At 68.3% G+C, this 26,836-nt stretch carries 26 protein-coding genes and 2 pseudogenes; 3 read left to right on the top strand and 25 right to left on the bottom strand.

All coding sequences use genetic code 11. The features are described 5' to 3' along the window. Positions 1-8: 8 nt before the first annotated feature. From GI374_RS17460 to GI374_RS17425, 8 genes are all read right to left on the bottom strand, one after another. Positions 9-1,787, bottom strand: a complete 1,779-nt coding sequence (locus GI374_RS17460; protein ID WP_370515447.1) for a dipeptide ABC transporter ATP-binding protein — start codon at positions 1,785-1,787, stop codon at positions 9-11. Continuing rightward, positions 1,784-2,743 (bottom strand): acetamidase/formamidase family protein, encoded by a 960-nt coding sequence (locus GI374_RS17455; protein ID WP_154338314.1) that lies wholly within the window; start codon positions 2,741-2,743, stop codon positions 1,784-1,786. The genes GI374_RS17460 and GI374_RS17455 overlap by 4 nt, the downstream gene beginning before the upstream one ends. 9 nt (positions 2,744-2,752) lie before the next feature. Continuing rightward, the gene (locus tag GI374_RS17450) at positions 2,753-4,384 is read right to left on the bottom strand and encodes an ABC transporter substrate-binding protein (protein WP_154338313.1); all 1,632 of its coding nucleotides are present in this window, start codon (positions 4,382-4,384) and stop codon (positions 2,753-2,755) included. A gap of 24 nt (positions 4,385-4,408) precedes the next feature. Continuing rightward, positions 4,409-5,329, bottom strand: coding sequence for an ABC transporter permease (locus tag GI374_RS17445; RefSeq protein WP_154338312.1), 921 nt, complete (start codon positions 5,327-5,329; stop codon positions 4,409-4,411). A gap of 3 nt (positions 5,330-5,332) precedes the next feature. Beyond that, on the bottom strand, positions 5,333-6,226 hold the full coding sequence (locus tag GI374_RS17440; protein WP_154338311.1) for an ABC transporter permease: 894 nt from the start codon (positions 6,224-6,226) through the stop codon (positions 5,333-5,335). Then, positions 6,204-6,794: an ANTAR domain-containing response regulator gene (locus GI374_RS17435; protein WP_154338310.1), complete on the bottom strand. Its 591-nt coding sequence runs from the start codon at positions 6,792-6,794 to the stop codon at positions 6,204-6,206. The genes GI374_RS17440 and GI374_RS17435 overlap by 23 nt, the downstream gene beginning before the upstream one ends. Further along, positions 6,791-7,834: a transporter substrate-binding protein gene (locus GI374_RS17430; RefSeq protein WP_154338309.1), complete on the bottom strand. Its 1,044-nt coding sequence runs from the start codon at positions 7,832-7,834 to the stop codon at positions 6,791-6,793. The genes GI374_RS17435 and GI374_RS17430 overlap by 4 nt, the downstream gene beginning before the upstream one ends. A 723-nt stretch (positions 7,835-8,557) precedes the next feature. Further along, a complete protein-coding gene (locus GI374_RS17425) occupies positions 8,558-8,878 on the bottom strand; it encodes an SDR family oxidoreductase (protein ID WP_154338308.1) in 321 nt (106 codons plus the stop codon). A gap of 285 nt (positions 8,879-9,163) precedes the next feature. Between GI374_RS17425 and GI374_RS19935 the strand changes: the two are divergent. Beyond that, positions 9,164-9,672, top strand: a pseudogene (locus GI374_RS19935) (tyrosine-type recombinase/integrase). 223 nt (positions 9,673-9,895) lie between these two features. Here the strand turns inward: GI374_RS19935 and GI374_RS17415 are convergent. The 5 genes from GI374_RS17415 to GI374_RS17395 form a co-directional block, all read right to left on the bottom strand. Continuing rightward, positions 9,896-10,615 carry a sulfate/molybdate ABC transporter ATP-binding protein gene (locus GI374_RS17415; protein WP_154338307.1) on the bottom strand — a complete coding sequence of 240 codons (720 nt, stop codon included), beginning with the start codon at positions 10,613-10,615 and terminating at the stop codon, positions 9,896-9,898. A gap of 12 nt (positions 10,616-10,627) precedes the next feature. After that, positions 10,628-11,518: a sulfate ABC transporter permease subunit CysW gene (gene cysW, locus GI374_RS17410; RefSeq protein ID WP_154338306.1), complete on the bottom strand. Its 891-nt coding sequence runs from the start codon at positions 11,516-11,518 to the stop codon at positions 10,628-10,630. Then, the gene (cysT, locus tag GI374_RS17405; RefSeq protein WP_154338305.1) at positions 11,511-12,347 is read right to left on the bottom strand and encodes a sulfate ABC transporter permease subunit CysT; all 837 of its coding nucleotides are present in this window, start codon (positions 12,345-12,347) and stop codon (positions 11,511-11,513) included. Before cysT ends, cysW begins: the two co-directional genes overlap by 8 nt. 8 nt (positions 12,348-12,355) lie before the next feature. Continuing rightward, complete coding sequence (locus tag GI374_RS17400; RefSeq protein ID WP_154338304.1) at positions 12,356-13,357, bottom strand: sulfate ABC transporter substrate-binding protein; 1,002 nt, start codon at positions 13,355-13,357, stop codon at positions 12,356-12,358. A 162-nt stretch (positions 13,358-13,519) separates the two neighbouring features. Continuing rightward, the gene (locus GI374_RS17395; RefSeq protein ID WP_154338303.1) at positions 13,520-13,987 is read right to left on the bottom strand and encodes an Rrf2 family transcriptional regulator; all 468 of its coding nucleotides are present in this window, start codon (positions 13,985-13,987) and stop codon (positions 13,520-13,522) included. Between the two features lie 367 nt (positions 13,988-14,354). On the opposite strand from GI374_RS17395, the gene GI374_RS19480 reads away from it, so the two are divergent. Beyond that, complete coding sequence (locus GI374_RS19480; RefSeq protein ID WP_229583496.1) at positions 14,355-14,735, top strand: hypothetical protein; 381 nt, start codon at positions 14,355-14,357, stop codon at positions 14,733-14,735. Between the two features lie 272 nt (positions 14,736-15,007). On the opposite strand, the gene GI374_RS17385 is transcribed toward GI374_RS19480, so the two are convergent. The 11 genes from GI374_RS17385 to GI374_RS17340 all read right to left on the bottom strand — a co-directional run bounded on the left by GI374_RS17385 (position 15,008) and on the right by GI374_RS17340 (position 25,678). Next, a complete protein-coding gene (locus GI374_RS17385) occupies positions 15,008-15,790 on the bottom strand; it encodes a class I SAM-dependent methyltransferase (protein WP_154338302.1) in 783 nt (260 codons plus the stop codon). Beyond that, positions 15,787-15,993, bottom strand: coding sequence for a hypothetical protein (locus GI374_RS19475; protein ID WP_229583495.1), 207 nt, complete (start codon positions 15,991-15,993; stop codon positions 15,787-15,789). The genes GI374_RS17385 and GI374_RS19475 overlap by 4 nt, the downstream gene beginning before the upstream one ends. Then, the gene (locus tag GI374_RS17380; RefSeq protein ID WP_229583493.1) at positions 15,993-16,565 is read right to left on the bottom strand and encodes an ABC transporter ATP-binding protein; all 573 of its coding nucleotides are present in this window, start codon (positions 16,563-16,565) and stop codon (positions 15,993-15,995) included. Before GI374_RS17380 ends, GI374_RS19475 begins: the two co-directional genes overlap by 1 nt. After that, positions 16,562-17,623, bottom strand: a complete 1,062-nt coding sequence (locus GI374_RS17375) for an iron ABC transporter permease (protein ID WP_154338301.1) — start codon at positions 17,621-17,623, stop codon at positions 16,562-16,564. Before GI374_RS17375 ends, GI374_RS17380 begins: the two co-directional genes overlap by 4 nt. A 54-nt stretch (positions 17,624-17,677) precedes the next feature. Then, positions 17,678-17,893, bottom strand: a complete 216-nt coding sequence (locus GI374_RS17370; RefSeq protein WP_154338300.1) for a hypothetical protein — start codon at positions 17,891-17,893, stop codon at positions 17,678-17,680. 114 nt (positions 17,894-18,007) lie between these two features. Then, positions 18,008-18,955, bottom strand: a complete 948-nt coding sequence (locus GI374_RS19470) for an IS66 family transposase zinc-finger binding domain-containing protein (protein WP_370515448.1) — start codon at positions 18,953-18,955, stop codon at positions 18,008-18,010. A 216-nt stretch (positions 18,956-19,171) separates the two neighbouring features. After that, complete coding sequence (locus GI374_RS17360; RefSeq protein WP_154338299.1) at positions 19,172-19,921, bottom strand: SDR family oxidoreductase; 750 nt, start codon at positions 19,919-19,921, stop codon at positions 19,172-19,174. A gap of 185 nt (positions 19,922-20,106) precedes the next feature. Next, a complete protein-coding gene (locus GI374_RS17355) occupies positions 20,107-21,195 on the bottom strand; it encodes a hypothetical protein (RefSeq protein ID WP_195759974.1) in 1,089 nt (362 codons plus the stop codon). Between the two features lie 70 nt (positions 21,196-21,265). Beyond that, positions 21,266-23,713, bottom strand: a complete 2,448-nt coding sequence (locus GI374_RS19930) for an amidohydrolase family protein (protein WP_154338297.1) — start codon at positions 23,711-23,713, stop codon at positions 21,266-21,268. Between the two features lie 379 nt (positions 23,714-24,092). Continuing rightward, positions 24,093-25,415 carry a hypothetical protein gene (locus GI374_RS19460; RefSeq protein ID WP_229583491.1) on the bottom strand — a complete coding sequence of 441 codons (1,323 nt, stop codon included), beginning with the start codon at positions 25,413-25,415 and terminating at the stop codon, positions 24,093-24,095. Beyond that, entirely contained in the window at positions 25,409-25,678 is a 270-nt protein-coding gene (locus tag GI374_RS17340; RefSeq protein WP_154338296.1) for a hypothetical protein, read from the bottom strand. Before GI374_RS17340 ends, GI374_RS19460 begins: the two co-directional genes overlap by 7 nt. A 500-nt stretch (positions 25,679-26,178) precedes the next feature. Here GI374_RS17340 and GI374_RS17335 point away from each other — a divergent pair, with 500 nt between their 5' ends. After that, positions 26,179-26,616, top strand: coding sequence for a hypothetical protein (locus GI374_RS17335; protein WP_154338295.1), 438 nt, complete (start codon positions 26,179-26,181; stop codon positions 26,614-26,616). 101 nt (positions 26,617-26,717) lie between these two features. Here the strand turns inward: GI374_RS17335 and GI374_RS19455 are convergent. Continuing rightward, positions 26,718-26,836 (bottom strand): annotated as a pseudogene (locus tag GI374_RS19455) (integrase core domain-containing protein); the annotation flags it as partial.

The following is a 26,836-nucleotide window of genomic DNA, read 5'->3' as shown; positions in this document are numbered from 1 at the left end:
GGTCCCGATCAGCCCGCCGCGACCAGATGCCCGTCCCCCAGATCCCGCAACGCCACCCGCGCCGGCGGGTCGCCGCGGAGCCTCACCGGCGAGGGAATCTCGCGCGCCTCGCGTGGGCGGGGCGGCCGGACATGGTCGGGGTCGGGGACTGGCACGGCCTCGATCAGCCGTCGGGTGTAGGGATGGCGCGGGTTGCCGAAGACCTGCTCGCGGGTGCCGGTCTCGACGATCTGGCCCAGATACATGACGCCGACCCGGTCGGCGATCGAATCCACCACCGCCATGTCGTGCGAGATGAACAGGTAGGACATCCCGAACTGGTCCTTCAGCTCCTTCAGCAGCGCGAGCACGCGCGCCTGCACCGAGACGTCGAGCGCCGACACGCTCTCGTCGGCGACGATGAGCTTCGGGTTCAGCGCGAGCGCGCGGGCGATGCAGATGCGCTGACGCTGGCCGCCCGAGAACTCGTGCGGATAGCGGTCGATCTGCGCGCGCGTCAGGCCCACGCGCTCGAACAGCGCTTCGACCTTCGCGCGCCGCTCCTCGCGGGTGCCGATGCCGTGGATCACCAGCGGTTCGGCCACGAGGTCGCCCACCCGCATCCGCGGATCGAGCGCGGCGGCAGGATCCTGGAAGACCAGTTGCGCCTGCCTGCGCACCTCGCGCGTGACATCGGCCTGCGAGCGCAGGACCCGCCCCGCGACCTCGATCTCGCCCGAGAAGGCGACGAGGCCGGCGATGGCCTTGGCGATGGTGCTCTTGCCGCAGCCGGACTCACCCACCAGGGCGAATGTCTCGCGCTCGCCGATGGTCAGCGACACCCCCTCGACCGCGTGGACGCGGTGGGTCGGGCGTCCGAGCAGGCCCGCGCCCGCGTCAAAGCCCACCACAAGGTCGCGGAGGACGAGCACGGGCGCCGCGGGCGGCGGCGCGGGCTCGGGCGGGCGGGAGCCCATGCGTGGCACGGCGGACAGCAGCGCGCGGGTATAGGGCTCTCGCGGGGCCTCGAAGACCTGTGCCACGGGGCCCTGTTCGACCATGTGGCCGTCCTTCATCACCAGCACGCGGTCGGCCATCTCGGCCACGACGCCCATGTCGTGGGTAATGAGGATCAGCGCGGTTCCGGTTTCCCTCCGCAGGTCGCGCAGCAGGTCCAGCACCTCGCGCTGCACGGTCACGTCGAGCGCGGTGGTGGGCTCGTCGGCGATCAGCAGGTCGGGCTTCAGCGCGAGCGCCATGGCGATCATCACGCGCTGCCGCATCCCGCCCGACAGTTCGTGCGGGTGCTGGCCCATGCGGCGCGCGGGCTCGGACAGACGCACCGCGTCCAGTGCCTCGATCGCGCGGGCGCGCGCCTCGCGCAGGGAGACCGGCTCGTGCGCGCGGATCGCCTCGATAAGCTGCGCGCCCACGGTCATGACCGGGTTCAGCGAGGTCATGGGCTCCTGGAAGATCATCGCCACGCGGTCGCCGCGGATCGCGCGCATGCGCGATTCAGGGAGCGCGAGGAGGTCCGTGCCGCCGAGGAGGACGCGGCCCGCGGTGGGGCGCACGTTGGGCGGCAGCAGGCCCATGACGGCGAGTGAGGTGATCGACTTGCCCGAGCCGGATTCGCCCGCGATGGCGAGCGTCTCGCCGCGCGAGAGCGTGAAGGTCACGTCCTGCACGAGCGGGCGCAGGCCTGCCTCGGTCGCGACCGAGATGGTCAACCCCTCGACCGACAGGACCGCGGGGGAGGCGCCCGGGGCCGGCGCGGCCCCGGGCTGGTGAGGTTCGGCCAGGGTCACTCGAACACGGCCCTCGGGAAGTAGAAGCTCACCACCCAGTTCGGCGCGTCCACGACCTCGGAGATCCGCAGGTCGCCGCAGGTCGAGCACAGCATGTAGGCATCGACCGCCGACATGCCGCGGCTCGCGCAGAGCAGGTCGATCATCCCCGCCACCGCGTCCCGCGCGCCTGCCATCAGGTCCGGGCCGACGCCCGTCGTCACCTCGTAGCCCTTGGCGTCGAGGTGCCGCGTGACCGGCCCCGGCGTCGTGAAGCGCGGCATCCTGAGGTTTGCGCCCTTGACGAGGTCGAGCGTCAGCACCGCGTCCATCGGGCTCTCGATCGCGGTGCCGCAGACCTCGCCGTCGCCCTGGGCGGCGTGCGTGTCGCCCACGGAGAACAGCGCCCCCGCGACCTCCACGGGCAGATAGAGCGTGGTCCCCGCGGCGAGGTCGCGGATGTCGAGGTTGCCCCCGACCCGCCTGGGCGGCACGATCGAATGCAGCCCCGGCTCGGCCAGCGCGTTGCCGATGGTGCCGGCGAAGGGCTTGAGCGGGATCCGGGCCTGCGTGCCCCACATCGCAGGCTCCATCGTGTCCGCGTCGTAGGTCCAGACGATCAGCGCCGGGTCGGCGAACTGGTCCGCGAGCAGCCCAAAGCTCGGGATGTTCGCGGTCCAGCCCCAGGCCGTCCCCTCGCGCCGCTGTGGTGTGAAGCCCTCGATCGTGACCTTGAGCGCGTCGCCGGGCTCGGCCCCCTCGACCCAGATGGGCCCCGAGACCGGGTTGATGCGGCTGAAGTCGAGGGCCACGACGTCTGCGAGCGTTGAGGACGGGCCGAGCTGGCCCGCCGAGGAATCCTGGCAGTGGAACAGGATCGTCGATCCGGGGGCGACCCTCTCGGCCGGGACGAGCGCGTTGTCCCAGCCGAAATGGTGCTGATGCCCGTGGATCGTGTAGTCACAGGTCTTGCACATGCTGTCCGCTCACTCGGTCACGTAGACGTAGTCGTAGTTGACCGGGATCGACACCGGGTCGACGTAGAGCGCGTCGGCGCCGCCCATGCGGGGCGAACGCATCGTGTAGCGCTCCTCGTTGAAGACGGGCGCCCAAGGGGCGTCGTCCATCACGCGGGTATAGATCTCGGTCCACATGCCAAGCCGCTCGTCGGCCCGCGCGGGGTCGGAGATGGCGTCGGCCTCGGCCGCCATCGCGTCGAGCTCTTCGTTGCAGTACTTCGACCAGTTCCAGCCGCCCTCCACGGCGCCGCCGCAGCCGAGGATCGGGTAGTAGAAGTTGGCGGGGTCCGGGAAGTCCGCGATCCACGCCATGCCGCCCGACCAGATCATCGGCGCGATGCCGGCGCCGCCGGCCTCGATGACGTTGGCCTGCGCGAGCGACTGGATCGAGGCGTCGATGCCCACCGCTGCGAGGTCCTGCTGGATCGCCTGGGCGATGCGCGGGTTCGGGTCGGTGTTCATCACGTAGAGCTCGGTCGCGAACCCGTCCGCATGGCCCGCCTCGGCGATCAGCGCCCTCGCCGCCTCGGGGTCGTAGGGATAGCCCTCGTAGTCCTCGGCGTAGCCCGGCATGGACGGCGGCAGCGGCTGGTTGGCAGGCACCGCGCGGCCGTTGATGATCTGCACGATCCGGTCCTTGTTGATCGCCATGTTGACGGCCTGCCGGACCTGCAGGCTGTCGAAGGGCGGCTGCGTCACGTTCATCGTGACGTAGCCGGTATGGAGTTGGCCGCCCTGCACGACGCGCTCGGCCTGGGCAGGATCGGCCATCACCTGCGTGAACTGCGCCGGCGGAATGCCGTCGCCGGGGATGTCCACCTCGCCGTTCTGGAGCCGGAGCAGCGCCACGGTCGGCTCCTGTCCCACCTCGATCGTGATCTGGTCGAGATAGGGCACGCCCTCGATCCAGTAGTCGGGGTTCTTCTCGAACACGAGCCGCTGCCCGAGCGTCCAGTCGGCGAGGCGGAAGGCACCTGTGCCGACCGGGTTGCGGCCGAAGTCGGGCCCGGATTCCTCGACCGCCTCGCGCGGCACGACATAGGAGAAGTTGAGCGCCATGACGTGCAGGAAGGTCGCGTCGGGGCGCGACAGTGTGATGCGCACCGTGCGCGGGTCCACGGCCTCGACGCCCGACAAGCCCTCGGCCTCGCCCGCCATCTGCGCGTCGAAGCCCGCGACGGCGGCAAAGAAGCCTGCGCCGGGCGACTGCGTCTCGGGGTCGGTCACGCGGTCGAGCGAGTATTTCACGTCCTCGGCCGTCATCTCGCGGCCGTTGTGGAAGGTGACGCCCTCGCGCAGCGTGAAGGTGTAGGTGAGACCGTCCTCGGCAACCTCGAAGCTCTCGGCGAGACCCGGCCGCAGGTCGGTGGTGCCGGGGACGTAGTCCATCAGCCCGTCGAACAGCGACTTGATCATCGACCAGTTCTGCCAGTCGTAGCCGATGGCCGGGTCGAGGGTGGCCACGTCGTCCTTGTAGGTGATGATGATCGAGCCGCCCGGCGTGGCGTTCGGGTCGGGCTGGTAGGTGTCGGCGTCCTGGGCCGCCGCGGGCAGCGCGAGGGCGGCAAGCAGCGCGGTGGAAGCGAGCAGTCTTTTCATTCGTTCTCTCCCTGTTTGATGTCTTCAGCGAAGCTTGATGCGCGGGTCGATGAGGGGGGCCACGATGTCGGCCAGGAGGTTGCCGAGGATGATCCCCACCGCCGAGACGATGGTGACGCCCATGATGATCGGGATGTCGACGCGCTGGATCGCCTGCCAGGCGAGCTGGCCGATGCCGGGCCAGCCGAACACGCTCTCGACCACGACGATGCCGCCCATGAAGATGCCGATGTCGATCCCGATCATCGCCACGATGGGCAGGATCGCGTTCGGCAGTGCGTGACGCAGGACCACGCGGGCGCGGGTCAGGCCCTTGGCGCGGGCGGTGCGGACGAAGTCCTGCCGCAGCACCTCGACCATGGAGGAGCGCATCATGCGCGAATACCAGCCCGCGCCAAGGAGGCCGAGAGTGAGCGCCGGCAGGACCAGATGCGCGGCCGTTCCGTAGCCGCCGATCGGCAGCCAGCGCAGCCAGACGCCGAAGACGTAGAGCATCAGCAGCCCCACCACGAACTGCGGCGCCGAGACGCCCGCGAAGCTCACGAGCATCAGGGCGGTGTCGGTCGCCGTTCCCCGCCGCAGCGCCGCCCAGATCCCCATGACAAGACCGATGACCACCTCGCAGGCGATGGCGGCGGCCATCAACAGCAGCGTGGGCGGCAGGCGGGCCCAGATCAGCTCGGAGACCTCGCTGCGCTGCAGATAGGAGCGGCCGAGATCGAGATGCAGCAGGCCCCGGAGATAGCGCGCGTACTGGACCCAGAACGGCTGGTCGAGGCCGAGCTGCTGGCGGATCGACTCGACCGTCTGCGCGGTGGCCGAGCGGCCGGCGATCTGGCGCACCGGATCGGCGGGCAGGACATAGAGCAGGAAGAAGGTGATCAGCGTGACCCCGAGCAGGATCAGCACCGACTGGAGGAGGCGGCGGGCGAGATAGAGGGCCATCGCTCAGCCCCTCGCCCGCTGGGTCGGATCGAGGACGTCCCGCAGCGCGTCGCCGACGAGGTTGAATGCCAGTGCCAGCGCCAGGATCGCCATGCCGGGGAAGAACACGAGCCAGGGCGCGGCCTGAAAGTAGGTCTGGTTCTCGAAGATGATGTTGCCCCAGGACGGATCGGGTGGCTGCACGCCGATGCCGAGGAACGACAGCGTGGCTTCCAGCAGCACGGTCGTCGAGATGCCGAGCGTGCCATAGACGATGATCATCGGCAGCAGATGCGGCAGCAGGTGGCGGAACAGGATTCGGCCGTGTCCGGCGCCGATGGCACGCTCGGCCTGCACGAAGTCGCGCTCCGCGAGCGAGGTCGTCTCGGTGTAGAGGACGCGGGCGACCTGGACCCAGTTCACCAGTGCGATCACCAGCGCCACGATCCAGAGCGAAGGTTGCAGGATCGCGGCAAGGCAGATGGCGAGCAGGAGCGCCGGGAATGCCATCATCAGATCGGTGAAGCGCATCAGGAGCCCGCCGAGCCAGCCGCGGAAATAGCCCGCCGTCACGCCCACCAGCGTGCCAACGATCAGCGCCATTCCATTCGCCACGATGCCGATGACGAGCGAGGTCCGCGCCCCGAACAGGATGCGGGTTAACAGGTCGCGGCCCAGCAGATCGGTGCCGAGCGCGAAAGCCCCGTCCGGTCCTCCGCCGGGGGGCAGCGGCGCCCCTTCGAGGGTGAGGCCGTCGAAATGCTGCTCGTATGGCGAATAGGGCGTGAGCCAGGGCGCGAAGACCGCCGCGAACACGGTGGCGGCGATCAGCAGCAGGCCGAGCAGCGCCAGCGGTCGGCGCGTCAGCCGCGCGAGCGTGCCGCGGCGCGCCGGCTCAGGCAGGGCGACGTCGGACAAGCGGACCTCCCTGCGCCACGAGGCGGGCAGCCGCCTCCTCGATGGTCACGCGCCACTCCATCGCGCGGCGGCGCAGCTCGGCATAGGCCGCCTCCTCGTCGCTCCCGGCCGCCAGCAGCGCGACGGCGCGCACCACGGTGCGCCGCCCCGCGAGACGCGCGCGCAGCCCGTCGATCTCGGCGGCGAGCGCCCGCCGCGCAGCAAAGGCGGCGTGAGCGATCAGCAGCGCCGCATGCACGCCACCATCGCCGACGGGCTTGAGCATCTGTGCGTCCGCGCCCATCGACAGCGCCCATTCGATGCGCCCCGGCGCCTCCGAGCCGATCAGGGCGACCATCGGCATCGGCGCCGCGCCGGGCGGCCAGGGGAACTGCGCGTCATGGCCGCGGTCCACGTCGAAGAACACGAAGTCGGCGGCAAGCGCCGTTGGGCCGAGGTCGGGCCAATGAGCCTCGGCCTGCAGCCCGATGGCGGCGAGCTGGCGCGTCAGCGCCTCGACCGTGGGGTGCGGGCGGTGCAGGATAACCGCGCGCGCGCCGCCGAGCGACGGAGTCCTGAGCGACCTCATGGCGCCACGGCCCGCAGCCGCGCGGCGGCGAAGGACGGCCTGCGCGCGAGATAGGGATCGGGCGGGCGGGCCTCTTGCCGCTCCAGCACCCGGAAGGCGCCGCCCTCGACCCGGGCGACCAGCGCCGGGAGCGTGGCGTGGTGCGTGGCCGGGTCGATCTCCAGCGCGCCGCCGTCCGGGGCGGCGAGCAGCGCGTCGAGTGGTGCCTCCGGCCCGGCCGTCGCCATCCGCCGCGCGAGGCTCAGGACGGCCGCATGGGCGGCAGCCTCCAGCGATCCGTTCCCCTCGCCGAAGGACGGACCGGCGGCGATCAGCCCTTCGGCCGCCGCCCCCAGCGTCGGCAATTCGCATTCGGTCAGGTTGCAGGACAGGACCGGGATCGCCAGCCCCTCCTCCTCACGCAGCCGCGCCATCGCCGCGAGGAAGGCATAGGAGGAGGCGCCGACCAGGTTGTTGAGCACGAAGCCGGGGCGCGTGGCGCGGATCTCGGCCAGCATCCGGCCCGCGTCGCAGTCGCCGAGCGGCAGGTAACGCTCGCCCAGCACGGTCTCGCCCGCCTCTTGGATCAGGTCCCGCGCGACGCGGTTCACCTCCCAGCCCCAGATGTAGTTGGAGCCGGTCAGGTAGCCGCGCGCCCCGAAGCGCGGCAGCGCCCAGGCGAGCAGCGGGACGAGATGCCGGCTCGGGCAGGCATGGACATAGACCACCTGCGAGGACGCCTCGAACCCCTCGTAGGGACAGGGATACCACAGCACGGCGCCCAGACGCTCCAGCGTCGGGATGACTTCCTTGCGGCTCCAGGAGGTGACGCAGCCCAGGATGTGCCGCGCCCCCTGGCTGACCAGTTCGGCGCAAAGAGGCGCGTAGGCGTCGGACTCGCCGGCCGGGTCCCGCTCGACCGGGTCGAGGGCGAAGGGGAAGGCGGGGTCGGCATTGACCTCCTCGACGGCCCGCAGCGCGCCCGAGCGGCAGGCGGCCGACAGGATCGCATAGCTCCCCGAACGGGACAGCAGAAGGCCGATCCGGATGCGCTGCGCCAAAGAGACCCCCAAAGCAACGCGCCCCGCGCCGCCTCCTCCTCCGGGGAACGCGGCGCGGTGCGCGGCTGCCGTCCGGGCCATGCCCGGCATGTGGGTCCATTGACGCCCCTCCCGCCGACTGCGTCAAGGGGGTATCCAGACCGGGCACCCATCGGGGGCTCTCAGGCTCCGGTAGATGCGAGATACTCGCGCGGCGTGAGGCCGGCGGAGCGACTTTCTGCGGGGCTCGGCTTGGCCGAGGCCGGCCGCGGCGCGGGTTGGGCGATCAACGCGGCGCCGACCGGCGTCAACGGCCAGCGGCTTCTGAACGGCTCGCTGCCTTTGCCGATATCGCAATTTGAACATCAGCCCAGGGTTCGTCGCTCCGATCCCCGATGTTCTGACGTCTTCCGCGGGGTTTACCCAGGCGCCAGACTGGCACTGGCCGGTGGTCGCCCGAACGCGAGCCCTGCTGCGGCCGTCTGGCGACGACTGGTATGATTTCACGATTCCGAAAATCCGCGCTTGACATCTCCCATAAGTGGGCCCGAATCTCCCGACACCAATTTTGTGCCTTCCAACAAATTCAAGAGCTTTCCTCCAAGCCAAAGCAATCGTGCCACTCGCATGCAAACCGGGTACTTGGAGCGAATCGCCACTGCTCGTATGAACGCACCTGCTCAAACGGTAGTTGCCCGAACCGGGTGGACGTGCGCTGACGAAACGATTGACGATCGCAAGCGATCATGGCCTGCCATCGTCCACATCGCCGCCCTCGGTGCCTGGGGCGTCGAGGCCACGACCCGCATTGGCGAAGGCTGCATCGAGGCCGCCGAATGCCTCGGCCATGCGCTCCAGCGCCGCCTGCTGATCGGAGAACTGCGTCACGTCGCCCGGCACCGAGATCGCATTGCCCGTTCCCAACTGATCGACGAGCGTCCTGAGCCGATCCGCACGTCTGGCGAACAGTCCCACCCGCCGGCCTCTCGAGACCGCCAGCCGGGCGGGAGCAGCGCCGATATCGCCGGACGCGCCGTGATGAACAGGGTTTTGCCGCACATTCATGTTCCTCCCGTCAGCCCCGGCGAGATGCCGGCATCTCGCTTGCGGTCCGTCTTGCCCAGGAGCCTGAATAACGACAATCTTGGCGGCTTCGCCAGAGCGGCTTCAGCACTCAAGACGAATTTGTCCAAGGCCGCAGTCGAAATCTTTGGAAGATTCCCTAACGAACATCAGCTAGGAGGGTCAGAGGACGCTTCGGAATGAGCGCGTGTCCGCTTTGGCGTGATGCCGTAGCTACCATGCCCCACCACCAAACAGACGGCTTGCGCCATCAGGGTCCGCCTCGAAATGGGCGGCAACGCGTGTGACCTCGCGCTGTTCAACATGGCCGTCGATAGCAAACTCCGCGGTTTCGACCTGGTAAGGCCTCCGCGTACGCGATGTCTTCGTTGCCGGGCGTGTGAAGGAACGCGGGTCGACGCTCAGAGCAAAACGGGCAAGCCGGTCCGGTTCGAGATCACCGAGTCCACGAGGCTGTCCCTCGAGCGCTGGATCCGCGACCCCGAAATGATCGGCCTCGAGTTCCTTTGGCCGAGCCGGATCCATGGCAGCCCGCACCTTTAACCCGGCAGTATGCCAGGATCGTAAGGGGCTGGGTCTCGTCGGTTAGCCTGGAGCCGAGCGCTTACGGCAGGCATTCCATGCGCCGGACCAAGGTGGCGCAGGTCTACAAGAAAACAGGGAACCTCCGTGCGGTCCAGCTGCTGCTGGGACACACGAAGATGGACAGCACGGTTCGCTACCTTGGCGTCGACATCGACGATGCGCTGTCGCTCTCGGAGGGGATCGACCTGTAGCCGCTCCGACCGGCCCGGCCCGAACCAGACCGCGGGCTGGCGACGGTGTCGCGCCGCAGCTTCCCAGAAGTGGACGCTGACCGCGCGCGGCAGTTTCCCGCCCCCGCGCGCAGGCTTGCCAGTGATCAGCTCAAGAAGGGCCTGGCATTCGGGGTATCCGTAGACGCGCAACGGTGTTGCGGCGCGAGCGGCGCAGGCCAGCGCTCGGCGACGATCCGCATGCTTACGCGCCGATGAACTCGCGCACGAAAGGCGTCGCAGGCTGCCCGCGGATGTCCTTCGGTTTCCCGATCTGCTCGATACAGCCCATCGACATGACCACCACGAGGTCGGCAAGCTCCATCGCCTCGTCCTGGTCATGGGTCACGAAGACCGTGGTCAGCCCGGTCTCGTCATGGATCTCCCGCAGCCCCTGCCGCAATTCCTTGCGGACCTTGGCGTCGAGCGCGCCGAAGGGCTCGTCCAGAAGCAGCATCCGCGGCTCGATGGCGAGCGCGCGGGCGAGGGCCACTCGCTGACGCTGGCCGCCGGAGAGCTGGCTCGGATAGCGGCCCGCGATATGCGGCAGCTGGATCAGGTCGAGGAGCTTCGTGACCCGGCGCGCAATCTCGGCCTTCGTCGGGCGCTGCGCGCGGGGGCGGGCCTTGAGGCCGTAGGCGATGTTATCGAACACCGTCATGTGCCGGAAGAGCGCGTAGGACTGGAATACGAAGCCCGCACGCCGCTCCTGCACCGTCATGCCCGTGGCGTCCTGCCCGTCGAACAGGACCCGGCCCGAGGTCGGGAACTCGAGCCCGCCGAGGATGCGCAGCAGCGTCGTCTTGCCCGAGCCGGAGGGCCCGAGCAGCGCCACGAGCGCGCCGCAGGGGATCGACAGCGACACCGGATGCAGGGCCGCGGTCATGCCGAAGGCTTTCGAGATTTCGTCGATCTGGATATGCATGGTCCGCATCCCTCAATGGGCGGGGGTGGCCGCGAGCGCATCGGCGTGGCGGATGTCGAGCGCGGTCTTGATGAGCAGGGTGACGAGGGCCAGCAGCGTCAGCAGCGCCGCGAGCGAGAAGGCCGCGACCGAGAGATACTCGTTGTAGAGCATCTCGATCGTGATCGGCATGGTGGCGGTCTGGCCGCGGATCTTGCCCGAGACGACCGCGACCGCCCCGAACTCGCCCATCGCGCGGGCGTTGCAGAGGAGCACGCCATAGAGCAGCGCCCAGCGGATGTTGGGCAGCGTCACGGTCCGGAACACCCGCCAGCCCGACGCGCCGAGCGTCAGCGCCGCTTCCTCCTCGGCCCGGCCCTGCTCGACCATCAGCGGGACCAGCTCGCGCGCGACGAACGGGAAGGTCACGAACAGGGTGGCGAGGATGATGCCCGGCAGCGCGAAGACCACGGGGAAGCCGTGCGCGACCAGCCAGCCGCCGATGGCGGAGTTGGCGCCGAAGGTCAGCACGATGCAGAGGCCCGCAACCACCGGGCTGACCGAGAAGGGCAGGTCGATCAGCGTGATGAGGAAAGACTTGCCGCGGAAGTCGAACTTGGTGATGAACCAGGCGGCGGCAATGCCGAAACCGGCGTTCAGCGGCACCGTGATCGCCGCCACCGTCAGCGTCAGCCGGATGGCGGAGTGGGCGTCGCGGTTGGTCAGGCTCGCGAGGGACGCCGCCACCCCGTCGGCCAGCGCCTCGGCGAAGACCACGATCAGCGGCGCGAGGACGAGGACCGCGATCCCGACCACGGCGAGCGCGATCAGCAGCCGGCGGGCGGCCGGCGCCTCGTCGGTCGGCGCGCGGAAACGGCGGCAGGGTCGCACGACGGCGGGCAGCGGCAGGGTTGCATCAGACATGGCCGATCCTCCGGCGACTCCAGACCTGGATGAGGTTGATCGCCATGAGCATCGCGAAGGAGATCAGCAGCATGGCGATGCCGATGGCGGTGGCGGCGTCGTAATTGAACTCCTCGAGCTGGATCACGATCAGCAGCGGCGCGATCTCCGTGACCAGCGGGATGTTCCCGGCGATGAAGATCACCGAGCCGTATTCCCCCACCGCCCGCGCAAGGGCGAGCGCGAAGCCCGTCAGCGCCGCCGGGGCCAGCATCGGCGCAATGACGCGGCGCAACGTATAGAGCCGCCGCGCGCCGAGCGTGGCCGAAGCCTCCTCGACCTCGCGGTCGATCTCCCCGATCACCGGCTGCACGGTGCGGGTGACGAAGGGCAGGCCGACGAAGATCAGCGCGATCAGGATGCCCCATTGCGTATAGGCGATCTTGATGCCGAGCGCCGCCAGGGGCGCGCCGAAGAAGCCGTTCGGCGCATAGAGGGCCGTCAGCGCGATGCCCGCGACGGCGGTCGGCAGGGCGAAGGGCAGGTCCACGGCCGCGTCGAGCAGCCGCCGGCCCGGAAAGCGGTAGCGGACCAGCACCCAGGCCAGCAGAACGCCGAAGACGAGGTTGAACAGCGCCGCCAGGAGCGACAGGCGGAACGACAGGAACAGCGCCGCCCAGACCCGCGGGCGGTTCACGACCTCCCAGATGTTGCCCGGCCCGAAGCTGGCGCCCCTCCAGAGAAGGGCGCCGATGGGCAGCAGCACGACCAGCGAGAGCATGGTCAGCGTGATCCCCATGCTGAGGCCGAGGCCCGGCATGGGGGAGCGGTGGATCAGCGGCCGGCCCATCGCCGTGCTCACCTCGGCACGTAGATCTGGTCGAAGATGCCGCCGTCGCCGAAATGCTCGGGCTGCGCCTTCGACCAGCCGCCGAAGTCCTCGATCGTGACCAGTTCCAGCTTGGGGAAGCGCGCCACGTCCTCGGGGTTGGCGGCCGAGGCGTCCCAGGCGCGGTAGAAGTGCTTGTAGGCGAGCGCCTGCCCCTCGGGCGCGTAGAGGAAGTCGAGATAGGCGTTCGCCAGTTCGCGCTGTGCGTCGGAGGCGATGTTGGCCTCGACGATGGCCACCGGGGGCTCGGCGAGGATCGAGACCGAGGGGACGACGATGTCGAACTGATCTTCGCCCAGTTCCTTCAGCGCCAGATGGGCCTCGTTCTCCCAGGCCAGCAGCACGTCGCCGATGCCGCGCTGCGCGAAGGTCGTGGTCGAGCCGCGCGCGCCCGAGTCGAGCACCGGCACGTTGCGGAAGAGGGCGCCCACGAACGTCTGCGGGTCCTGCCCGTTCTTCTCGGCCCAGGCCCAGGCGGCCAGGTAGTTCCACCGCGCGCCGCCCGAGGTCTTGGGGTTCGGCGTGATGACCTCGACGCCATCCTTCACCAGATCACCCCAGTCCCGAATGCCTTCGGCGTTCCCTTCGCGGACGAGGAACACGATCGTGGAGGTGTAGGGAGACGAGTTGTGCGGCAGCTTCGACTGCCAGTCGGCCGGCAGCTTGCCCGCCTCGGCGATCTTGTCGATGTCGGAGGCAAGGGCCAGCGTCACCACCTGCGCGTTGAGCCCGTCGATGACCGCGCGCGCCTGGGACCCGGAGCCGCCATGACTGGCCTCGATCTGCGGTGCCTCGTGGCCCTCCGCGGTCCAGCGGGCGGCGAAGGCCTCGTTCACCTCGCGGTATAGCTCGCGGGTCGGGTCGTAGCTGACGTTGAGGAGCGTCTCGGCCTGCGCGGCGGCGACGCCGAGGGCGAGGGCCGCGGCTGCGGCGCCGGCGAGGAGGCGGCGGATGGTGGGGAGCGTGGACATGATCGTCACCTTGGGCTCGGGCCGCACGGAGGCGGCGTTGCCCCTTAATGACGACACATCAACTCGCCTATGGCAACAGAAAAGACGGGTATGTTGATAGACATTAAACCCGGGCGGCGGAGGGTCGCTCGGTTCAGGGAACGGGCCTGCAAATGCTGGAGTTCAGACGGCCGGTTCGGGCGCGTTCAGGATCTGGTCGGCCACCGCGCCGGAGTCGAGCATGTCCTGCAGCGTCAGCGAATCGATGATGACGAGGTAGGACCAGAACACCTCGGCGAAGATGCGGCGGATGCGGCAGGTCGTCTCGTCGGTGCAGTCGGCGCAGCGCTGATAGGCGGTCCGCGACAGGCAGGGTAGCGGCGCGATCGGCCCGTCGATCTGCCGCAGCAGCGCCGAGATCTGGATCTCGGACGGCTTCGCCGAGAGCCGGTAGCCGCCCGCGCGCCCGCGGATCGAGGTGACGAAGCCCATGCGCCGGACCTCGAGGAGGATATGCTCGAGGAACCGCTTGGGCGTGCCCGAGCGGGTGGCGATCTGCTCGATGGTCAGCGCCTTCGGCTGCGGCACGGCGGCCTCATCGGCCAGCACCAGCAGCGCCTGCAGCGCGTATTTCGTCTTCTGCGTGATCATGTCCTAGCCGTAGGATTCACCGCGCCCTTACTCAATAGTCATGGCGTGGTTTCGTCTTCCCTGACGGTTCGCTGCCGCATTGTTGTAGAAGGCGTGATCCGGCCTTGGCTGAGCCGGCGGCCTTCGCGCCAACGAATGTCGGGCTGACGTGTGATGGCTTGACGTCTGCAGCCGCTCGCTTCCAACTCATCCTCATGGGGTCTGCGACCGCCCCACGAGGCGCCAGCCGAAGTTCGCGTTCCAGATCGATCATGATCAGTCCCTCTGGGAGGAACGCCCATGCCGGCACCCAATGCGATAGCGCCCGACAAGCTGGAGCGGTTGATCGGCACAGGCCGCGCGCCGGTGATTCTGAACGTCCGATCGGATGAAGACTTTGCTGCCGACCCCCCGGCTGCTGCCAGGAGCGATCCGTGCCGACGACCGCGCGCTGGCCGGTGTGCCAGCGCGTCCCTCCGGCTCGTCCGTGGTGCTGTGCCGGGCTGGCCATCGGCGCAGCCAGGGTGCGGCGGCCTGGATGCGCGCCGAGGGGCGGGCCGCGGAATATCTGGATGGCGGCTTCCAGGCGTGGCAAGGGGCCGGGCTGCCCTTGATCAACCCGGTGAGCCTGTGCTTCGTGAGCGATACGAGGATTTCCCGTCCCGCACCGCTGTCCCGCGGCTCGGCTGATCCGGCCTCGCGACCCGGTTTTCCCACGCTTGCCGAGGCCACCCGAACCTGGGCGCGGATCGCCCTTCGTTCGTTCTGAGGCCCTGCGGGGCAGATCGCGGTCATGCACCGCATCCTTGTCGAGGAGAAACGGTGGATCGGCGACGGGCGGTTCCTGCATGCGCTGAAGCTTCTGCGACCGCGGGCCGCCCTTCACGTCCTGGCCGGGGAACCACTACTTACACGTCGAGGACGACACCGATGGACGCTTCCGTATCTGTCGCGCGAGCGATGGCGAGAGTTCATCCGCGGTCGTCGAGGTGCTGTCCGACAACGGCTCACCGCCTCGATCTTGATTGGTGTCGTCACCCCTCACGTCGCGACCACGGCGAACCTGTGCCGCGACGTCTGCCTGAGCCGTTCGGCCAACCGCGCGCCGCGCATGCCTTGCCGGTAGAGCCGATGCACCGGCACGCGGCGGACTTGCGCAAACCCGGCGGCTTGCAGGTCCGCCGTCAGGCGCTCCTGCGTCAGCCCGTCGGGATAGGGGAGCCGCGCGAGGATATCGGCGTGGCGGTTGCGGATATCGGGCGATCTTGCGCCGGCAGGGTCGATGCGGTCGGCAAGCCAGCGGCGCAGGCGCAGACTGCCGTTCGCGGTGCCGGACCAGTTGCCGTCCACGACCAGCAGCCGCCCGCCAGGCTTCAGCACCCGCCGCCATTCGCCGTAGGCGGCCCTGGGATCTGTTAGCGTCCATGCGAGGTGCCTTGTTACGGCCACGTCGAAGGTTCCGTCAGCCAAGGGATGCAGTGCCTCGGCGTCGGCAAGGAACCCCTGCCAGTTACAATCGGCGAGCTTGCCGCGGGCGATGGCCAGCATCGTTTCGGAGAAATCCACCCCCGTAACCGCCGCCCCGAGGCCGGTCAGCACCCGGCTGATCTCGCCGGTGCCGCAGGCAATGTCGAGCGCGCGCCAGCCTTCGAGGCGGCCCTGGCGGTCAACACCCAGAGTCCCGCGGACCAGCCTGTGCCATTCCGGCATGCCATGGCGATCCTCGATCCGGTGCGAGGCCGACTCGTCGAAGGTCGCGGCGCGGTCGGACCAGTAGTCGCGGATCTCGTCTTTCAACGTGAAGTTCCGGCGGGGCGCGTTCATGCTGTTTCTTCCAGCCTGGCATCGACATAGAGCGAGCCGCGTCGGGTGCGCTCAAGCGCAGTCTCGACGCGGTAGGTCTGCCCGATCTCAGGTCGCGCGAGGATGTCCGCCGGCGGACCGTCGGCGAGGACGCGGCCCTCACGGATCAGAACCAGCCAATCGCAGAACTCGGCCGCAAGGTTCAGGTCGTGCAGCGCCGCCATCACGATGCAGCCACGGGCCTGCATCTCGCGCCGGATAGAGCCGAGGGTCGAAAGCTGGTGGTGCAGGTCGAGCGCGCTGGTCGGCTCGTCCAGCAGCACGACGGCTGGATCGCGCACCAGCACCTGTGCCCGGCCACCATCTGCGCCTGCCCGCCGCTGAGCTGCGCGATGCCGCGGTCGGCCAGGTGCGACAGCCGCAGCGCCGCCAGCGTGCGCGCGACCTCGTGCAAGTCGCGTGCGTCCACGCGCCAGCCGGTCATCTGCTTGCGGGCCAGCAGCACGCTCTCGAACACGGTCAGGACGGCGTTGCAGCCGAAGGCCTGCGGCATGTAGGCAACCCGCCGCCCGCGCAGTTGCCGGCAGAGGCCGCCCAGATCGTCCGCCCCCAACTTGACCCGGCCCGACATGGGCCGCTGCAGCCCGGCAATGGTGCGGAACAGCGTCGATTTCCCCGAGGCGTTCGGACCGATCACGCCGACGAACTGACCGGGGGCGATCGGTCCCAGGTTGATGCCGTGCAGCACGGGCAGTCGACCGTAGCCAGCATGGAGATTCTCGATGGTCAGGGTCATTGCAGACGCTCCCGGTGGGTGGAGAGGATGATCGAGACGAAGATGGGCACCCCGATCAGCGAGGTGATGATGCCGATGGGATAGATCAGTCCCGGCGTGATCGACTTCGACAGGATCGAGGTCAGCGACAGCACGATCGCCCCGATCAGCGCCGAGAGCGGCAGGAAGAAGCGTTGATCCTCGCCCACGATCAGCCGCGCGATATGCGGACCGACAAGGCCGACGAAGCCCACGGTGCCGACGAAAGCCACCGCGGTCGCGGCCACCAGCGAGATGACGATCAGCATCTCGACCCGCACGCGCGCGACATCGACGCCCATGCTGCGCGCCGCCTCCTCACCCATCCTGAGCGCCGTGAGCTGCCAGGTGCGGACCAGCGCAAAGGGCATGACGACGGCCAGCAACGCGGCGCCGAGCGCGATCTTCTCCCAGCTCGCCCGGCCCAGCGAGCCCATCATCCAGAAGACGATCTGCGCGATCTGGTTCTCGGACGCCATGTATTGCATCAGCGCCAGCAGCGCCGAGAAGGTGAAGAAGGTGGCGATGCCCAACAGGATCATCGTCTCGGAGCCGACGCCCTTGAGGCGCGTCGCCAGCAGGATCAGCCCACAGGTCAGCAGCGCGAAGAGGAAGGCGTGCATCGTGACCAGCAGGGTGCCGGCCACCGGCACCAGACCGAAGCCAAGGACGATCGCCAGCGAGGCGCCGAAACTGGCCGCCGACGAGACGCCCAGCGTGAAGGGCTCGGCCAGCGGGTTGTTCAGGATCGTCTGCATCAGCGCGCCGCCGATGGCGAGCAGCGCGCCCACGATCACCGCCGTGAGTGCCACCGGCAGACGGTAGTCCCAGACGATCACCCGCAGCTTCGGCCCATGCACCTCAGGGTCGGCGAGCGTCTGGAGGATCGTCGAAAGCGGATACCCGCCGGGCCCAGTGCCGACATCGACGGCAAGGCTGACCAGCAGCAGCGCCGCGGCGATGCCCAATGCGAGATAGCGGCGGGCGGTAAGTGCGGCATAGCCGGTCGCCCGTGGCACGCCGTCGGTCACAGTCGCCATAACCACTCCTGCATATGGAAAGCCCGCCGCGTTGAGGCGGCGGACCGGTTCGCGTCAGCTGGTGGGCTCGAGGGTGCCCCAGAACACGCCCGAATAGTCGGTCGGCAGGAAGCGCTCGTGCAGCTCACGCATCGTCGCCTCGGGATCGAGGTCGGCGAAGAGATCCGGATGGATCCAATTGGCGAAGGCCTGCATGGCCACGAAGTGGTAGGGGCTGGTGTAGAACTGGTGATAGATCGAGTGGAAATCGCCGTTCCTGACCGCGGCCATGTCCGCTCGCGAGCGCGGCGAGCCGCTCCTGCACCGCCGCGGGCGCCGCCTCGTAGCCGAACAGAAACGCCGTGGTCGCCGGATTACTCTCGGACCAGTTGGCTCCCGTCCCGATCACGATCGGCGGATCGTCGGTGAGGATCGACTCGAAGCTGACCTCGCTGCCGACGCCCGGCACGCGCGAGCTGCCCCAGTTCCCCCCGCCTGCCAAATCGACCAGGCGGCCGAGGTTGGTGGCCCCGAACGTCCGGCAGCAGGCCGCGTCGGGGTTGTAGCCGGCGGCCTGCTCGATGAAGACCACCGGGCGTTCGCGATCGGGATGGAAGCCACACGCGAGTCGATCATATGCATCTGCTCGTTGTAGAAATCGGTGAACTCGTCGGCATTGTCGCGTTCGTCGAGGATGCGCCCGAGGAGCTGGATGCTCGGGACCGTGTTCTCGGTCGGATTGTCGCGGAAATCCACGAAGACGGTGTCGATCCCGGCGCGGAGGTGGGAGCAGACCCGGCCGACCCGGTTGCCGAGCGTCGCCCGGTCGAGAGCGATCCCCTGTCGCCTGTAGATCCCGGCCTGCCGGTAGAACGGCATGTGGTCCCCGAACTTGGAGACGATGACCTGGGCGATCAGGGCCTCGGCCAGCAGGCCGCCCGGCACCACGTGCTCGGGGGCATGGGCCTGCACCACGGCGCCGGAGCAGCGACGGCAGGCGTATCGCGGGCGGCGCGTGACCAGCACGCGGAGCTGCGCCGGCACGATGTCCAGACGCTCGGAGACATCTTCTCCGATCTTCGTCATCTCGCCGCAGCCACACGGGCAGAGCATGCTCCCCGGCTCGAACACCCGCTCGATCCTGGGCAGGTGCTTCGGCAGGTGGCCGCGGTTCCGCATGGGCCTGCGCTCCGGGCGGTCGGTCGCGCCGTTCAAGGCTCGCCGCACCCTCTCCTGGACCGCCTCGATCACCCCCTGGGCGATCTCCACGTCCTCGAGCGGCAGGTTGAACTGTTCGGGATCGAGCTTCTCGGACGCACGAACGAACGTCTCCCGCCGCAGCTCGCTGACGATGCTCTCCAGTCGCGGCTGAGCGTCCTGTGCATCCGCCAGCGCCGCCTCGGTTTCGGCGAGCCGGGCCCGAAGACGGGCGTTCTCTTCGGCGCGCAGGAGGGGATCGGCGAGGCGCTTACGAGACGGGAGCGATACCGAGCCCGAAGCTCTGAGCGCCGCGATGGGGGCTCTTGCAGATGCGGCGCGAACACCATTGGATCGCCACGCTGCATTTTTTCAGCCAGCAAGCCCCACGCGCCGTCGGACCGACTCGTCGCGCAGCGAGACTTCGTCGCCCAGATAGGCGTCCCCGTCCGGACCGCAGAGCCACAGCAGCGCCCGCGCCGGCCAGTCGGGCGGAACATGCGTCGACCAGGAAAGCTGGCTGACGGGATTGATCCCGCTGCGCCGGATCCTGTCCTGCATTTCGGTCGCCACGGTGCCCGGCGACAGGCTGATGGCGCGGATGCCCGCGGCACGTACCTCGAGGTCTAGCGCCCGGGTCAGCATGAGCGCGCCGGCCTTGCTGGCGCAATAGGCGCTCCAGCCCTGCATCGGGGCGTGGGCGGCCCCGGATCCGACCGTCAGGATCGTCCCGCCCCCACGGGCCGTCATCACCGGCACCGCGGCGCGCATCCCGTGGAAGACGCCCTTGAGGTTGATGTCGATCGCCTGGCTCCACTCGTCGGGATCGGCCGCGGCGAAATCCGCGATCGGACCTATCACGCCGGCATTGTTCACCAGAACGTCGAGCCGTTCCGAGCGCTCGAGCAGCGACGCCACCGCCCGCTCCATGTCGGCTGACCGGGCGACGTCGCCGGCGAGAGCGAGGCCACCGACCTCGGCGGCGAGGGCCGTCACGGCGGCCTCGTCTCGCGCCATCAGCCCGACGAGTGCCCCTGCTTCGGCAAAGACGCGCACGGCGGCGGCACCGATACCGCGGCTCGCGCCGGTGATCAGGACCACTTTGCCTTCCATGTCGATCATCTCGATCTCCGTGTAGCTACCAGCGGCATCCACGCGATGACGGCGTGAGATGCTGCAAACCGCAGGGCCGGAGTTCCGAGAAAGGCAAGCCTCCGCTCCGGCGGACGGCGGGGAACATCAGCGTGTTGCAGTTCGGTTCAATCAATGCGGCCGCTCATTGTTGCCGCACCACCGCTTTGACCCTTTCACCCGATCCTGTCGCCGCGCCGGTAGGCCTGGACCACGTTGTCCCGCAGGATCATCCGCGCGACCTCACCGCCGTGGCGCTCCTCGAGCTGCGGCTTGAAGAAGCGATAAGGATACCGAATGTCGCTGGCATACTGAGCCGCCGGCGGATGCGCCGCGATCGTCGCGTCGGCCGAGATCAGGATCCTGTGGCCGAGATCGGCCTCGAGGAACTGCCCGATCAGATCGAGCAGCTGCTCGTCCGTTGGCGTGCCGCGATGCGTCACGCCGTCGAACGAGATGTAGACGCCGCGATCCGCGAACTCGCGGAAGACCTCGAAGTCCACGGTTCCGTCGCGTCCGGCATGCGCCCAGATGAAGCGGCTGAAATCAAGCTGCTCGTCTTCGAGAATCCGAGCGGCGGCCCTGAACGCGTCCGGCATGATGGCGTGGATGCCGATCGTCGATCCGGTCTCGTTGCTCGCACGGGCGGCGCCGCGATAAACGACCTCGTCATGGGGCAGCGGCCCGTCATTTCCCACCGACAGCTTGATGAAGCCCGCGCGGATACTCGTGCCCTCGGTGCCCTGTGTCAGCTCCCTAACGAAATGAGCCGCCAGCTGGTCGGAATCGTAGTCGGCGAGTTCCGCCGGAATCCCCCATGCGGTGCGATAGAGGCCGCTCGCCGCAACGATGGCGACGCCCGTCCGGCGGGAGACTTCGCGAAGCATCCGGGAATTCCGCCCGACGCCGGAGGGGGAATAGTCGACGATCAGGTTGACGCCGTAGGCCTTGACCTCGTTGACCGCATTGATCGCGGCGCCAGTAACGACGGTCCAGTCCAGATCCCCATAGACCGGCTCCTCCTCCCCCTCCGGAAGCGAGCGCCACATCCTCGGGTTCGAGCCGGAAAAATCGCCATGCAGGTGCTCATGCGCCAGCGCCCAGTCCACCTCGGCCGGGTCGAGCGGGCCCGTTACCGTCTCGATGACGAAGTCCTCGCCGGTCGCAGGCGCCGACTGCTGCGACCAGGCGTGCTGGCCGGTCATCGCACCCGCAACAAGGGCAGTCCCGGTCGAGGTCAGGAAACGTCTTCGGTCGATCGTCAAGGCGAAACCCTCCTGGTGGCATCGTCGATGGCGCGGCGCCTTCCCCGGGAGCGGCCGGGGACCTGGCCGTTCAGCGGCGCGGCATGGGCGCGAAATGGCCCTCGGCTTCGAGCCGGTCCCAAATCTTCTGGCTCGCGGCCGCGCCACGGGCCTGAAGTGCGGCCGCATCTGCGAAGACCAAGTTGCCGTTGCGCACCTTCCACTGGCCATCCACCATGACGTTGGAGACCGACAGGCCATTGGCATAGAGGAGGTTGTTCCACGGCTCGCGCGGCAGGCCGCCGTTGCCGATCAGCAGGCCGGTCACGTCGATCAGCGTCATGTCGGCCCTGGCGCCGGCCTCGATCCGGCCGAGGTCGGGCCGACCGAGGCCGCGGGCTCCCGCGAGGGTCGCACTCTCCAGGGCGTCCCAGATCGTCGGCTCCTTCATCGGCACCGGGCTCGTCTTGTGGAGCAGCTGCGCCCGCGCGCGGCCCTGCATCGTTGCAAGCTTCAGGTTCTCGACATAGTCGTTGGAATGGGTGTCGTAGCCGATCGAGGTGTTCACCCCGGCCGCCAGCGCCTCGGGGAACACCTGGGAGGACGGCGAGACGCCGGCTCCGCCTGCCGAAGGGCAATGCACGAAGGTGAAGTTCGGATCGGCCATGATCGCCAGATCCTTCGCGATGTCCTCCAGGCCGATGCAATGGGCGCCGAAGACCTTCTGCGACATCAGCGTCGCCTCGATCACCTCCATCTCGCGCATGTCCCAGTATTGATGGATCAGCGCGTTATGATGCGGGTTGCCGCCGGCCTGGATGTGCACATGGGTTCCGGTGCCGAGCTCGACCGCCGCGTCCAGCAGCGCCTGCATGGAGGCCCGCGTGAAGGCCGGCGTGACGCCGCAGGCCATCATCATCTGGATGCGGCCGTCGGCCGAGCCGTGAACCGCGCGCGCGTAGTCGAGGTTCGCCGCGATCTCGGCGATCGTTGCGGGGTCCGCCGCTTCGAGGACCTCCGGTGTCTCGAGCGGCCGGTTCCAGATCGGCCCGAGCCGCGTCATCCCCGGCACCATGCCGGAGGCAAAACCCCGAAGGCCAAACCGTTGCGCCACGCGCACGTAGGACTGCACCTGCTTGAGGCTCAGCGACATCTCGACCTGGGTCGTGCAGCCGCTGCGCACCATCTCGGCCAGGTTCAGCGCGGTGAGATCGTCGAGTTCCTCGTCATCCAGCGTGTCGATCAGATCCATCGCCGCGAAATAGCTCCGCGAGGGGCCGGACCGGTCGATCCGCGAGTTCTCCTCGATCCATCCGCGCGTCAGCGAGGCGGCGGCGGCATGGGAATGGCCGGAGATGAAGCCAGGAACGAGGAACTGTCCGGGCGCGTCCAGAGCCAGATCGGAGCTCGCCCGGCGCGGGCGCACCTCCTCGATCCTGTCGTCGCGAACGACCACATCGTGATCCGACAGGACATCGACCGTGTCGTCCCTGGGAACCATGACCCAGCTCGGGCGGACCACGAGCACCCGGGACGAGCCGCCGGGGCCCTCGTCACCGCTCGCGCGCGGCGGAGCGCCCGCCTGAACCCGCAGCAGCTGAGCTCCGAGCGGCTGCGGCTTGCGCACCACCGCGTCCGAATACTGCGCGGCCCGTGCGGCGCCGCACACGATGCAGCCGTCGCCATGCCCCGCCGCATGAAGATGCGGCCGCATCAGATAGGATGCCGCAGCTGCCTTCTGCGTGGCGAGCAGTCCGCCGGCCACGCCGCCGATCAACACATTCCGGCGGGAAATCCCGCTTCTGAACTGCGCCATTTCGCGGCTCCCCTGCCGATGATACCAAATCACTATGCAAGGAGGTGCCGTCGCGTTCAACTGCTGGTTTTGCCATTCACGCAGCCGCACACAAGGTGCTGTCAGACCAGGGTCCGGGCCGCTTAGCCGGCTTAAGGCCGTCGGGCCTCGTTTCTTCGAGCTCTCGAACATAGGGGTTGGTGAGCATTTCCGGTTGGCCGGTGGGCGGCTGCGGCCGCTTTTACGGAAGTCCACGGGCTGACGGCGCCCGGCAGCCTGGCACTCGGTGCTTGAGGCGGATGCCCCCTTGGGACATTCTGTCTGCACCCCTCGGAGATGACCATGATCCGCAGAAGCGCAGAGACGCTGTATGTCCATCGGCGAAATGCCGCCGGCCGACGCGCTCTGCGCTCGAATGCGCTGGGCCGTGACTGCCCCGCATAATTCATCGATCCTTCCGGCAATCTCGACCCCGATCAACTCGCCCGAGCGCGGAAGCTGACCAAGTCCAAGATGGCCGAGCGGGTCGCCGCGGCCAAGGCAGCGATCAATCAGGCCAAGCGGCGCCGAGCTGCCACAACGACGAGCCGCGAGCGTGAGGCAATCGCGATCCTGGGCCGGGTGCGGGCTTGGGCTGGAGGCGATGTTCGCGCTCTCGCTTGGTATCGATCTATGCCTATCGCGGCGCCGGGCTGCCGAACCGGAAAGGATCTCGTCGAGGCCGAAGAGAGCGCTGCTCTTCACGACTACCTCGATCGCCTGGCTATGGGAGCCTACGCCTGAGCCCCGCAGGGCGCACGCCGACCCTGCGCAGCACTCGAATGTCCACTCCCTCAAGGCCGGCACCTTGAACGCTCAGGCACTCCGCACCACGTTAGCGGCGCGAAATGCCTGATCAGACGACTGGACTGGCGGCGGTGCCGCGCCGCAGCTTCCCAGAACCGGAGCCTGACGGCGCGCGGCAGCTTTGTGCCCGTGGGATCGAAGCGCACATACGCCTGTCACTTTCCGTCGCGCAACCCATGGCCGGTGATCCACCCTACTGTCGGTCCCTATTCTGTCGCTACGCACTGCGCCAGCAGCAATAGACGCCAGAATCCACGTCCGCGCGCTTGTCTTGAATTCAAGTATATTTGCGATAGTCGCTGCTCACCTTCTGACCTGGGGGTAGGTATTTCAGAACATCGCCAACCTTCCGTGCTGCACGTATGGGGATTGGAAGCCGATGATTCATCTGGGTCGAGTTCCAGTTGACCTTGGTGAGACTGAAAACCTCACTTGCGATTCGTTCGATAGTGCTTTCACTTTGCGGGTGCGGACATAGCCATAGAGGATTCGGGACATAGAGGCCTGGGTATGTGCCATAATACGGGATGCTGCCATTGGTGTAGAGAAGTCCATTGCCATCAAGCTCTACGAAGGTCCCACGAAGAACAGGGATATCGCCGTCCCGCAACGCTTTAACCGAGTAGCTCTCGTGTATCCAAACAAGGTCTCGTAGTTCAACGCCGGCTTCGTCCAGTGCCTTACCAACCCCCTCGGCCCTCAGCCGGTCGATGCCCCGCGCACCCGGTTCGAAGAAGGCCGGACCGGGGGTCGCGCCATAGAGCGGTCCCTCGAGTCGGACATGATGCTCCGGACCAACGCCCGGTGGGGCAACCGTGATCGCGCGCCTGGAGGTCCGGACAACGGAGAACCCAAGCTCGGTGCGCTTCTCGGCAAGGATCTCGAGCAGCGCTTCGCGGCTGCCGATGGCCGTGTCGCCGATCATCCTCTGGACCCGCTCATGGAACACGTGCCGGATGTCCGGCTGGGGAGGACGTCCGGCGCGTGCCGCCTCAGCTGCATGCTTCAGCTCCCAGTCTGGCAGGATTAGCTGGCGAGCCCGCGACGGATCACCGGTGTCGGCCCAGTTGAAGCGATAATTCAGAGCGTCCTGCAGCGTCGCCCAGAGCTCGGCGCTCCCGCGCCGCGGCGGATGCGGGTTGATGCTGCGGAGGGCGCCTCGGGGCATCAGAAGGCCGCGCGAAACGGCAAGGTTCACCTCGAGCCGGCCGGTATGGGTGTGCGTTGTGACATAGGCCGGCGGCCGGCGATGTTCGGGGATCCCGGCAAACGCCACCATGAAGAGGAGGCGGAGCGCAACATCGACCTGCCAGCGGAGCTCAGGGGCACCCGCGTTGAACGCAACGATGTCGATGTCGTCGCGGGCGAATGACATCACCGCCGAGCTGTAGCGATGAACGAACGCGAGGCTGCGGATCGACGCGCGCAGCAGGTCAGCGCGTCCCAGCAGGATCTCGGGAACAGGGTCGCGAGCCACGAGAAGGCGAGCAGCGGCCGGGGAACTCTTCACGACCCCGGGCGCGTCCATATAGTCCGTCAGAGCTCGACCGGCCTCCGCCCCCTCCCCGGCGCCGGTATGCTGCGAGAACGATATCAGCATTTCGAGCTGACCGCGTCGGCCGAGGAGGACAGCGTCGGTTCCATCAGCGCCGCCTCGACGCGGCGCAACTCAAGCGCGATGTGCAGCGCATCCATGGGAGCCGCCTGCATCCTGACCTCGGCGGCGATCTCCTCGAGCAGCCCGAGCGCGATGCCCAGCCTGGCGACGTTCTGCTGCCAATCGGCGCGGACCACGGAGGCACCGGAAAGCGTGCGGGCGAGGATGAACCGGTTGACGGGCTGGCGCGCCTGCAGCGGCAGCATTCTCGATCGCGCGCCGCTCGACGCCGGTCACGTTCAGGACCGCCCATCGCTGGCGCTTCTCTTCTGGGTTCTTCCTCGGCCGTGCCATCTGTTCCACGTTTTCACGCCCGGCTCGATTGCCTCGGCCCTCAGAGGCTCCGACGTTCCGATGAAAAAACCAAACCGGCGAGATCGCCCCCCTCTCGGCCTCTCGCGTTTTCTGGTGACCAGTCGCGGAGACTTGCTGTCACAGGCCTCCGGAGACGCCCCGGAACATCTTCCGAAGTCACTCCGTCAGGCCCTCCACTGTCGGGAACGCTGACCAGCACGCGGGATATCCAGGCAACCCCCACAGGTCTCACCTCCACCCTGCCCGTGCTGCTCGTTGTGCAGCCCGGACGAGCTACGACCGGGCCGACATGGCGTGCAGCCGGCGCGAGACTGTGGATATCGCCGGATCAAGGCTGGCGATCCGGGCGTCCGCTGCTGATGTCAGGAGGAGTGGCACGAGGGATTTCGAATTGGACGATGACAAGCTGATCTGGAACAGCCTTTTCCGGCAGGAGAAGGAGAGCCTCGCCCGATATGGGTTGGCCGCCAAGAATCGGCGGCGGGACGCGAACCAGCGCTCTCGGGAGCGCAAGAGACACGCGGGCCTCGTCCGCATGGAGGTCGATGTCCGACCGGAACACCGTCCTGATCTGCGCCTGCTGATCGAGCTCTATGTCGCGGCCCGACGCACCGGCGACGCCCTGCAGGTCACGCGTGTGCCGATGCCGGCGCTGGATGGCAGCGCCGTGCTGGCGGCAGCGGCCAACGGATATTCCCAGTTCGATGCCCGGTCCAACGGCCGTGTCGGTCCTGCCGAAAACAGTCCTCCGGCACCGCACCGCGCTGAACCGGGCCGGGACCAGGCGGAACTCGCGGGGTCTCAGGAGGCCTTTTTCTCCGACGGCTGACCTGCCCCCCCGGCGTCCCTCGATCATGACGAGAGTCCTTGGACTCGGTATTGGTCGGTTTCGGGTTGGGCAAGCGCGCCGGGCGCGGAGCTCACGGATTACTCAAGTGCCCGGCGCGCTTGTGACGGGGCCATTCCGCCGAGCGAGGAATGCGGCCTGACATGGTTGTAGTCGTAGCGCCACAGCGCCAGCTTGCGGCGCGCATCGGCCAGGCTGTCGA

The sequence above is a fragment of the Paracoccus sp. S-4012 genome, from assembly GCF_009674885.1.
GTDB lineage: Bacteria > Pseudomonadota > Alphaproteobacteria > Rhodobacterales > Rhodobacteraceae > Paracoccus.
Note: the sequence above shows the minus strand (reverse complement) of the source record. Positions and strands in the feature narration are given on the sequence as shown.

What these genes read in the sequence shown, in the direction of transcription:
- GI374_RS17455 (WP_154338314.1), bottom strand. Translation starts at nt 2,743, where the DNA reads ATGTGCAAGACCTGTGACTACACGATCCACGGGCATCAGCACCATTTC.
- GI374_RS17450 (WP_154338313.1), bottom strand. Translation starts at nt 4,384, where the DNA reads ATGAAAAGACTGCTCGCTTCCACCGCGCTGCTTGCCGCCCTCGCGCTG.
- GI374_RS17445 (WP_154338312.1), bottom strand. Translation starts at nt 5,329, where the DNA reads ATGGCCCTCTATCTCGCCCGCCGCCTCCTCCAGTCGGTGCTGATCCTG.
- GI374_RS17435 (WP_154338310.1), bottom strand. Translation starts at nt 6,794, where the DNA reads ATGAGGTCGCTCAGGACTCCGTCGCTCGGCGGCGCGCGCGCGGTTATC.
- GI374_RS17425 (WP_154338308.1), bottom strand. Translation starts at nt 8,878, where the DNA reads ATGAATGTGCGGCAAAACCCTGTTCATCACGGCGCGTCCGGCGATATC.
- GI374_RS17415 (WP_154338307.1), bottom strand. Translation starts at nt 10,615, where the DNA reads ATGCATATCCAGATCGACGAAATCTCGAAAGCCTTCGGCATGACCGCG.
- cysW (WP_154338306.1), bottom strand. Translation starts at nt 11,518, where the DNA reads ATGTCTGATGCAACCCTGCCGCTGCCCGCCGTCGTGCGACCCTGCCGC.
- cysT (WP_154338305.1), bottom strand. Translation starts at nt 12,347, where the DNA reads ATGGGCCGGCCGCTGATCCACCGCTCCCCCATGCCGGGCCTCGGCCTC.
- GI374_RS17400 (WP_154338304.1), bottom strand. Translation starts at nt 13,357, where the DNA reads ATGTCCACGCTCCCCACCATCCGCCGCCTCCTCGCCGGCGCCGCAGCC.
- GI374_RS17395 (WP_154338303.1), bottom strand. Translation starts at nt 13,987, where the DNA reads ATGATCACGCAGAAGACGAAATACGCGCTGCAGGCGCTGCTGGTGCTG.
- GI374_RS19480 (WP_229583496.1), top strand. Translation starts at nt 14,355, where the DNA reads ATGAAGACTTTGCTGCCGACCCCCCGGCTGCTGCCAGGAGCGATCCGT.
- GI374_RS17385 (WP_154338302.1), bottom strand. Translation starts at nt 15,790, where the DNA reads ATGAACGCGCCCCGCCGGAACTTCACGTTGAAAGACGAGATCCGCGAC.
- GI374_RS19475 (WP_229583495.1), bottom strand. Translation starts at nt 15,993, where the DNA reads ATGGCGGCGCTGCACGACCTGAACCTTGCGGCCGAGTTCTGCGATTGG.
- GI374_RS17380 (WP_229583493.1), bottom strand. Translation starts at nt 16,565, where the DNA reads ATGACCCTGACCATCGAGAATCTCCATGCTGGCTACGGTCGACTGCCC.
- GI374_RS17375 (WP_154338301.1), bottom strand. Translation starts at nt 17,623, where the DNA reads ATGGCGACTGTGACCGACGGCGTGCCACGGGCGACCGGCTATGCCGCA.
- GI374_RS17370 (WP_154338300.1), bottom strand. Translation starts at nt 17,893, where the DNA reads ATGGCCGCGGTCAGGAACGGCGATTTCCACTCGATCTATCACCAGTTC.
- GI374_RS17360 (WP_154338299.1), bottom strand. Translation starts at nt 19,921, where the DNA reads ATGATCGACATGGAAGGCAAAGTGGTCCTGATCACCGGCGCGAGCCGC.
- GI374_RS19460 (WP_229583491.1), bottom strand. Translation starts at nt 25,415, where the DNA reads ATGCTGATATCGTTCTCGCAGCATACCGGCGCCGGGGAGGGGGCGGAG.
- GI374_RS17340 (WP_154338296.1), bottom strand. Translation starts at nt 25,678, where the DNA reads ATGCTGCCGCTGCAGGCGCGCCAGCCCGTCAACCGGTTCATCCTCGCC.